Genomic DNA, 7,511 nt, shown 5'->3' on the forward strand with positions numbered 1-7,511 from the left:
GCACTCTACCGGACGGCCCCCGGCGGCCCCTGCGCTCGAGGAGCCCGCAGCACGACGGACCCGCCCCGCGGAGGCGGGACGGGTCCGTGGGCGGGGAGCGGGTCAGTGCTTGTGCCCGTGCTCCTCCTGCTCCGCCGGCTTGTCGACCACGAGGGTCTCGGTGGTCAGCACGAGGGCCGCGATCGACGCCGCGTTCTGCAGCGCCGAGCGGGTGACCTTGACCGGGTCGATGATCCCCGCGGCCACGAGGTCGCCGTACTCGCCGGTCGCGGCGTCGTAGCCGTGACCGGGCTCGAGGTCGGCCACCCGGGACGCGACGACGGCGCCGTCCTGGCCGGCGTTCTGCGCGATCCAGTACAGGGGCTGCCGCAGGGCGCGGCGGACGATGCCGAGGGCGGTCGCGGCGTCGCCCTCGAGCCCGAGGTCGCCCTCGTCGAGGACCTTGGCCGCGTGGACCAGGGCGGTGCCGCCGCCCGGGACGATGCCCTGCTCGAGGGCGGCACGGGTCGAGGAGACCGCGTCCTCGATGCGGTGCTTGCGCTCCTTGGCCTCGACCTCGGTCGCCGCGCCGACCTTGATCACGGACACGCCACCGGCCAGCTTCGCCAGCCGCTCCTGCAGCTTCTCGCGGTCCCAGTCGGAGTCGGTGCGCTCGACCTCGGCGCGGATCGTGGCCACGCGGTCGTGGATCGCGGCCTCGGTCCCTCCACCGTCCACCAGAGTGGTGGTGTTCTTGGTGACGGTCACGCGGCGGGCGGTGCCCAGCTGCTCCAGCGTCACCTGGTCGAGGCTGATGCCCAGCTCGGACGTGACCAGCTCGCCGCCGGTGAGCACGGCGAGGTCCTGCATGATGGCCTTGCGGCGGTCCCCGAAGCCGGGGGCCTTGAGGGCCACGACGTCGAGATTGCCGCGCAGCTTGTTGACCACGAGGGTGGAGAGGGCCTCCCCCTCGACGTCCTCGGCGATGATGGTCAGCGGCTTCTTGGCCTGCAGGACCCGCTCCAGCACGGGCATGAGATCCGCCACGGAGGAGATCTTGCCCTGGTACAGGAGGACCAGGGAGTTCTCCATGACCGCTTCCTGCCGCTCGACGTCGGTCACGAAGGACGGCGAGAGGTAGCCCTTGTCGAACTGCATGCCCTCGGTCACGTCGAGCTCGACCTCGGTCGTCGAGCCGTCCTCGATCGTGATGACGCCGTCCTTGCCGACGGTCTCGAAGGCGCGGGCGATGAGCTCGCCGATCGCGCGGTCCTGCGCGGAGATGGTCGCCACGTGGGCGACGTTGACGCCCTCCACGGGGCGGGCGTTCTCGAGCAGACGCTCCGAGACGGCCTCGACGGCCTTCTCGATGCCGCGCTTGAGGCTCAGCGGGTCGGCTCCGGCGGCCACGTTGCGCAGGCCCTCCTTGACCAGCGCCTGGGCGAGGACGGTGGCGGTGGTGGTGCCGTCGCCGGCGACGTCGTTGGTCTTGGTCGCCACCTCCTTGGCGAGCTGCGCACCGAGGTTCTCGTACGGGTCGTCGAGCTCGACCTCGCGGGCGATGGTCACGCCGTCGTTGGTGATCGTGGGGGCGCCCCACTTCTTGTCGAGCACCACGTTGCGCCCGCGCGGGCCGAGGGTGATCTTGACGGTGTCGGCGAGCTTGTTGACGCCGTTCTCGAGGGACTTGCGTGCGGCATCGTCGAATGCCAGCTGCTTGGCCATGAACGATGGCTCCTTCTGGGTGGCTGGGGTTCCAGCGGGATACGGGGATCGGCGAAGGGTGCCCGCCGCGGACCCCGCGGGGCGTGTGCGGCAGGCACCCTTCGTCGGTGGTGCGTGGTGTGCGCCGGGACTACTTCTCGACGACGGCGAGGACGTCGCGGGCGGGGAGCACGAGGTACTCCTCGCCGTTGTACTTGACCTCGGTCCCGCCGTACTTGGAGAAGATCACGACGTCGCCCTCCTTGACGTCGACCGGGATCCGGTTGCCGGAGTCGTCGACCCGGCCGGGGCCCACGGCCAGGACCTTGCCCTCCTGGGGCTTCTCCTTGGCGGTGTCCGGGATGACGAGACCGGAAGCGGTGGTCTGCTCAGCGGCGAGCGGCTGAACGACGATGCGGTCCTCGAGAGGCTTGATGGAGACCGACACGATCTCTCCTTATCTGTTAGGCGTGCAAAACGGTGGGCGACCGCGGGCGGGGCCCGCTGTCGTGCTTCGGGCCGGTTGGCGCACCAACCGTCGTCGCGGTGCCGATCGATCGCCTGGCCCTTTTAGCACCCTCACCCGGAGAGTGCCAAGGCCCACTGTAGAAGTCGGTTAGCAGTCGGTCAAGGCGAGTGCCAGCGCGCCGTCGGGGGCCGCCGCGCGGGGTCCCGCCCGGAGGCCCCGAGGAAGGACCGGTGGCTCCGTCGACACCGTCGGGGTCGCGTGGTTGAATGCGGTGGCGGCGCCCCGTCGGCCCGGTCACGGGTCCGATCCCCGACCCGAACGGCAGCTTCATGACCCCCGAGAATCCCGTCGACCCCCGCGAGATCGCCCCGCTGCTCACCCCCGAGGGGATGGCTCTGCTCGAGCGGTTGGGACCGTACGACGACGCCGACGCGCTCACGGCAGCCACCCGGCTCCGGGCCGCGGGGCACTCCCCCGAGCTGGTCTCCGCCGCCCTGACCCAGGCGCGGCTGCGGACCCGGGCCCGCGAGAAGTTCGGGGACTTCGCCCAGCGGATGCTGTTCACCCGCCCCGGCCTCGAGCAGGCGACCCGCCTGCGCGTGGCGGCGCTGCACGCCCAGCGCTTCGCCGCCGCCGGGATCGAGCACGTGGCCGACCTCGGCTGCGGCATCGGCGCGGACGCGCTGGCCCTGGCCTCCCTGGACCGCCGGGTCACGGCCGTGGAGCTCGACGAGACCACCGCGGCGGTGGCGACCCTCAACCTCGCGCCCTTCCCCGAGGCGACGGTCGTGCACGCCGACGCCGCGTCCCTGGACCTCGCCGGCCTCCCGGGCGGGATGCCCGGCGGGATCTGGCTGGATCCGGCACGGCGCACGACGTCGTCGTCGGGGACCCGGCGGATCTTCGACCCGGAGGCGTTCTCCCCGCCCCTGTCCTTCGCGGAGGAGCTCGCCGCCCAGGGCCTGCCGGTGGGGGTCAAGCTCGGGCCCGGCCTGCCCCACGATGCCGTCCCGGCCGGCTGCGAGGCGCAGTGGGTCTCCGACCGGGGGGACGTCGTGGAGGCCGTGCTGTGGTTCAACGCGGTGGCCCGGCCGGGGGTGCGGCGGTCCGCGCTCGTGCTCGCCGAGCACGGGGCCGCCGAGCTCGTGAGCCCGGTGGACGCCGACCCCGCGCACCCGGACGCCCCGCTCGGGGACGTGGGGGCGTACCTGTACGAACCGGACGGCGCGGTGATCCGCGCCGGTCTCGTGACCGACCTCGCCCGGCAGCTCGGGGCCCGCCTGATCCACCCGCGGATCGCCTACCTGAGCTCCGACGAGCTCGTGGCCACGCCGCTCGCCCGCGCCTACCGGGTGCACGAGGTGCTGCCGCACACCGTCAAGGTGCTCAAGCGGTGGGTGCGGGACCGGCAGGTGGGCACCCTGGAGATCAAGAAGCGCGGCACGGACGTGACACCGGAGCAGCTGCGCCGGCAGCTCGCCCCCCGCGGTCCCGGCCGGGCCACCCTCGTGCTCACCCGCACGGCCCCCGCCGGGAGCGACGGGCCCGGGGACGGCGAGAAGCGCGTCGTGATCGTCGTCGAAACCGTAGACTGAGGACCCCGCGGGCGAACAGTCCCGCACCGGACCGGGCGCCCGCCCGCCGAGCACGGAGGACCTGCCGCGTGGAGATCTCGTTCGCCCGCTCCGCCCAGTCGACACTCGGCGTCGAGTGGGAAGTCGCGCTCGTCGACGGCACCACGGGCGACCTCGTCCCGCGCGGCCGGGAGACCTACGAGGCTGTCCTGGACGCGCACCCCGACTGGGGGACCGACGGCGACCACCCGCACCTGACCGGGGAGTTCCTGCTCAACACCATCGAGATGGTCACCGGCGTGTGCCGGGACGTGGCCCACACCACCGAGCAGCTGGTCACGATGACGGACGAGATCCGCAAGGTCACGGACCCGCAGGGGCTGGAGGTCTTCGCCGCCGGCACCCACCCCTTCGCCCGCTGGCAGGACCAGCAGGTCACCGACAAGCAGCGCTACCACAAGCTCGTGGACCGGACCCAGTACTGGGGCCGGCAGATGGTCATCTACGGCGTGCACGTGCACGTGGGCCTGGACTCCCGGGCCAAGGCCCTGCCCGTGCTCGACGGTCTGCTGACGTACTACCCGCACCTGCTGGCGCTGTCGGCGAACTCCCCGTTCTGGTCGGGCGAGGACACCGGCTACGCCTCCCAGCGCTCCATGATCTTCCAGCAGCTCTCCACCGCGGGCCTGCCCTACCACTTCCGGTCCTGGGCGGCCTACGAGCAGTGCATCGAGGACATGATCGCCACCGGCATCATCGAGGAGACCAGCGAGGCCCGGTGGGACGTTCGCCCGGTGCCCCGCCTCGGCACCGAGGAGATCCGGTTCTGCGACGGCCTGTCCACCCTGTGGGAGGTCGCGGCGCTCACGGCGCTCACCCAGTGCCTCGCGGAGTCCCTGTCCCAGGACGTGGAGTCAGGGCGGATCCCGACCCGCCTGAAGCCGTGGCACATCCACGAGAACAAGTGGCGGGCCGCCCGCTACGGCCTCGACGCGACCGTCATCACGGACACGCACAACAACGAGCGGGACATGTGCGAGGACCTCACCGCGCTGCTCGACCGGCTCGAGCCCGTCGCGGCGCGGCTCGGCTGCTCCCGGGAGCTCTCCGACGTGGAGCGGATCATGCGCGACGGGGCCGGCTACCAGCGCCAGCGCGCCGTCGCCCGCGCGCACGGCGGCGACCTCCGGGCGGTCGCCCTCGACATCGTGCGGCGCACCCGCGAGAACGACTGACGTCCCGGCTCGCCCCGCTTCCGCACCGACCGTTCCAGGAGTTCGCCCATGACCGTCCCCGCCCCCGCCCCGCGCACCGGGCACGTCCTGCAGGTCGGCCCGCTGCACCCCCTCGTCGAGGAGGCCCTGGACACGGAGTTCTCCGCCCTGCGCCTGCCCGACGACGACGCGGCCGCCGGGCAGTTCCTGGACCGGCACGCCGACCGCGTCCGGGTGGCCGTGGGCTCCGGGCGCACCGGGGTCGGCACGGAGCTGATGCGCAGGCTGCCCCGGCTCGAGGCCGTGGTGCACTTCGGCGTCGGCTACGACGGGACCGACGCCGCCGAGGCCGCCGCCCGCGGCATCGCCCTGAGCAACACGCCCGACGTGCTGACCGATGCCGTGGCGGACACCGCGCTGGCCCTGTACCTGGACGTCCTGCGCCGGTTCTCCGCCGCGGACCGCTGGGTGCGCCGCGGGGACTGGGAGGCCCGGGGCAACTACCCGCTCACCGTCCATGCCTCCGGCCGGCGCGTGGGGATCCTCGGTCTCGGCCGGATCGGCCGGGCCGTCGCCCACCGGCTGGAGGCCCTCGGCTGCGAGATCCACTACCACAACCGGCGTCCCGTGCCGGGGACGGAGCACACCTACCACGGCTCCGTCCTGGAGCTCGCCGCCGCCGTCGAGGTGCTCGTGGTCGCCGTCCCCGGCGGGCCCGACTCCGCCGGGACGGTCGACGCCGCCGTGCTGGCCGCCCTCGGTCCGGAGGGGTTCCTCGTCAATGTGGCGCGCGGCTCCGTCGTCGACGAGACGGCCCTGGTGGAGGCGCTGACCCAGGGACGGCTGGGCGGTGCCGGCCTGGACGTCTTCGCGGCGGAGCCGCACGTGCCGGAGGCCCTGCGCGAGCTGGACTCCGTGGTCCTGCTGCCCCACGTGGGCAGCGCCACCGTGCAGACCCGCCGCGAGATGGCCGAGCTGACGCTGCGCAACCTCCGCAGCTGGCTGACCAGCGGGACCCTGGTCACGCCCGTCGGCTGATATGTAGTCGATCTTGTCAAGAGGGCAGGGTGAAGCGGGGCACTCATTGATCGGTGGGTGCCCCGCTTCGTCGTTCATGGAGGGGTTGGGGTGATCTCTGCGGGCGTGTTGTCTCGACGCGTGGTCAGTCTGATATCCGCGGGTTGGTTACCGCATGACGCTGGTTTCGGCGCGAGGAGCGATGCTGGTCTGAGCTCGAGCGTGGCCACGAGGATCTCGTGACTGCTCACAGTCGAATCGCTGGTCTCCTCGGCGCGCGGCGCGCAGGAGATCTCCCGTGGCCGGGTCCGTGAACGGGTCTGTGGGTCATGCGTCCATGGTCGCCAGCGACCAGCACCAGCCGGCCATCTCTCGGGCGATCGCTGTGTTCGCGACCGTGTGACGCTTCTTGTGCTCGCTGAGCATGCTCCAGCGGTGATGCAGGCGCCTGTTGCCCGCATCGGCGCGTTCGGCCACGGCTGCCGGTGCCAGGGCCCACCGGTCCCGCATCGTCTTCCCCGGGCGGTACTGGGGCTTGTGGTGCCAGGCGGCCTCGATCAGCAACCGCCTGGCGTGGGCGTTGCCGGTCTTGGTGATCTGGCCCTGGGAGCGGGTTTGCCCGGAGGAGTGCTCCGAGGGCACCAGCCCCAGGTATGAGGCGATGTTCCGGCCCGTGAAGCGGTCCCAGTCGCCGATCTCCACCGCGAGAGAGAACGCGGTCAGGGTCGAGATCCCCCGCAGGCAGGCCAGACGCCGGGTGACCGTGGTCCACTCGGAGTCCTCGGCCAGCAGGAGGATCTGCGCGTCCAACCGGCACCGGCGGGCCAGGGCGTGGGCGACCGCGTCGTGGTAGTCGTCGAACACGATGCGTGAGACCTCGCCGAACACGGCGATGTCCTGGCGGGCCATCTGCTGCATCCAGGCCTCGTGCTTGCCGCTCCACGCCTCGCCGCCGGTGTAGACGTGGCCGTGGCGCAGGAGGAACTTCCCCAGCCGGTGACGGGCGCTCATCAGGTCCCGGCGCACGTCGTCCCTGGCCCGCACCAGGTCCCGTGCCACCTCGCGGGACCGGTCGGGAATCGTGACCTCGATGATGTCGTCGTTGCGGGCCAGTCGGGCCAGCAGCAGCGCGTCGTTCTTGTCGGTCTTGACCCTGTCACCGGAGGCCCGCAACAGCTTCGAGGGCGCCGCGACCTGGACCCGGTGGCCGGCCTCGATCAGGGTGCGGGCGAGTTCGTACCCGGTCGGTCCGGCCTCATAGGTCACCTGGACGGGGCCGTGCTCGCGGGCCAGAGCGTCGACGAACTCGCCCACCATGACGGTGTCAGCGCTGAGGGTCTGATGAATGATCTCGCCGGTCAGGCTGTCGATCGCGCAGGCCTTCACGCTGCGGGCATGGACATCCAGTCCCAGACTTGTACGCTCGGTGAACACCGGGGCCTCCTATGCATGTCGGCACCCCGACCCCGACCGGTCGGGGTGATCCACGTACTCTGCATAAGCGGGGCCCCGGCCACAAGACCCAGACGCCGCCTACACCCATAGCGTCTGAGC

The 7,511-nt window shown here is 72.1% G+C and carries 6 protein-coding genes; 3 read left to right on the forward strand and 3 right to left on the reverse strand.

Translation table 11 applies throughout. From position 1 onward, the window contains the following. Nucleotides 1-102 precede the first annotated feature (102 nt). Both groL and groES read right to left on the reverse strand, forming a co-directional pair. Complete coding sequence (gene groL / locus ACH9EU_RS05190; RefSeq protein ID WP_396412877.1) at nt 103-1,704, reverse strand: chaperonin GroEL; 1,602 nt, start codon at nt 1,702-1,704, stop codon at nt 103-105. Nucleotides 1,705-1,834: 130 nt separating this feature from the next. Next, nucleotides 1,835-2,131 carry a co-chaperone GroES gene (gene groES, locus ACH9EU_RS05195; RefSeq protein ID WP_047801805.1) on the reverse strand — a complete coding sequence of 99 codons (297 nt, stop codon included), beginning with the start codon at nt 2,129-2,131 and terminating at the stop codon, nt 1,835-1,837. A gap of 350 nt (nt 2,132-2,481) precedes the next feature. Here groES and ACH9EU_RS05200 point away from each other — a divergent pair, with 350 nt between their 5' ends. The 3 genes from ACH9EU_RS05200 (at nt 2,482) to ACH9EU_RS05210 (ending at nt 5,978) form a co-directional block, all read left to right on the forward strand. Continuing rightward, a complete protein-coding gene (locus tag ACH9EU_RS05200; protein ID WP_396412878.1) occupies nt 2,482-3,747 on the forward strand; it encodes a class I SAM-dependent methyltransferase in 1,266 nt (421 codons plus the stop codon). Between the two features lie 68 nt (nt 3,748-3,815). Further along, nucleotides 3,816-4,961 (forward strand): glutamate--cysteine ligase, encoded by a 1,146-nt coding sequence (locus ACH9EU_RS05205; protein ID WP_396412879.1) that lies wholly within the window; start codon nt 3,816-3,818, stop codon nt 4,959-4,961. A 48-nt stretch (nt 4,962-5,009) separates the two neighbouring features. Next, on the forward strand, nt 5,010-5,978 hold the full coding sequence (locus tag ACH9EU_RS05210) for a 2-hydroxyacid dehydrogenase (RefSeq protein ID WP_396412880.1): 969 nt from the start codon (nt 5,010-5,012) through the stop codon (nt 5,976-5,978). Nucleotides 5,979-6,284: 306 nt separating this feature from the next. Here ACH9EU_RS05210 and ACH9EU_RS05215 read toward each other — a convergent pair whose 3' ends face one another. Continuing rightward, the gene (locus ACH9EU_RS05215) at nt 6,285-7,391 is read right to left on the reverse strand and encodes an IS110 family RNA-guided transposase (protein WP_396412476.1); all 1,107 of its coding nucleotides are present in this window, start codon (nt 7,389-7,391) and stop codon (nt 6,285-6,287) included. Nucleotides 7,392-7,511: the final 120 nt, after the last annotated feature.

Source organism: Kocuria rhizosphaerae (assembly GCF_044462265.1).
Lineage (GTDB): Bacteria > Actinomycetota > Actinomycetes > Actinomycetales > Micrococcaceae > Kocuria > Kocuria rhizosphaerae.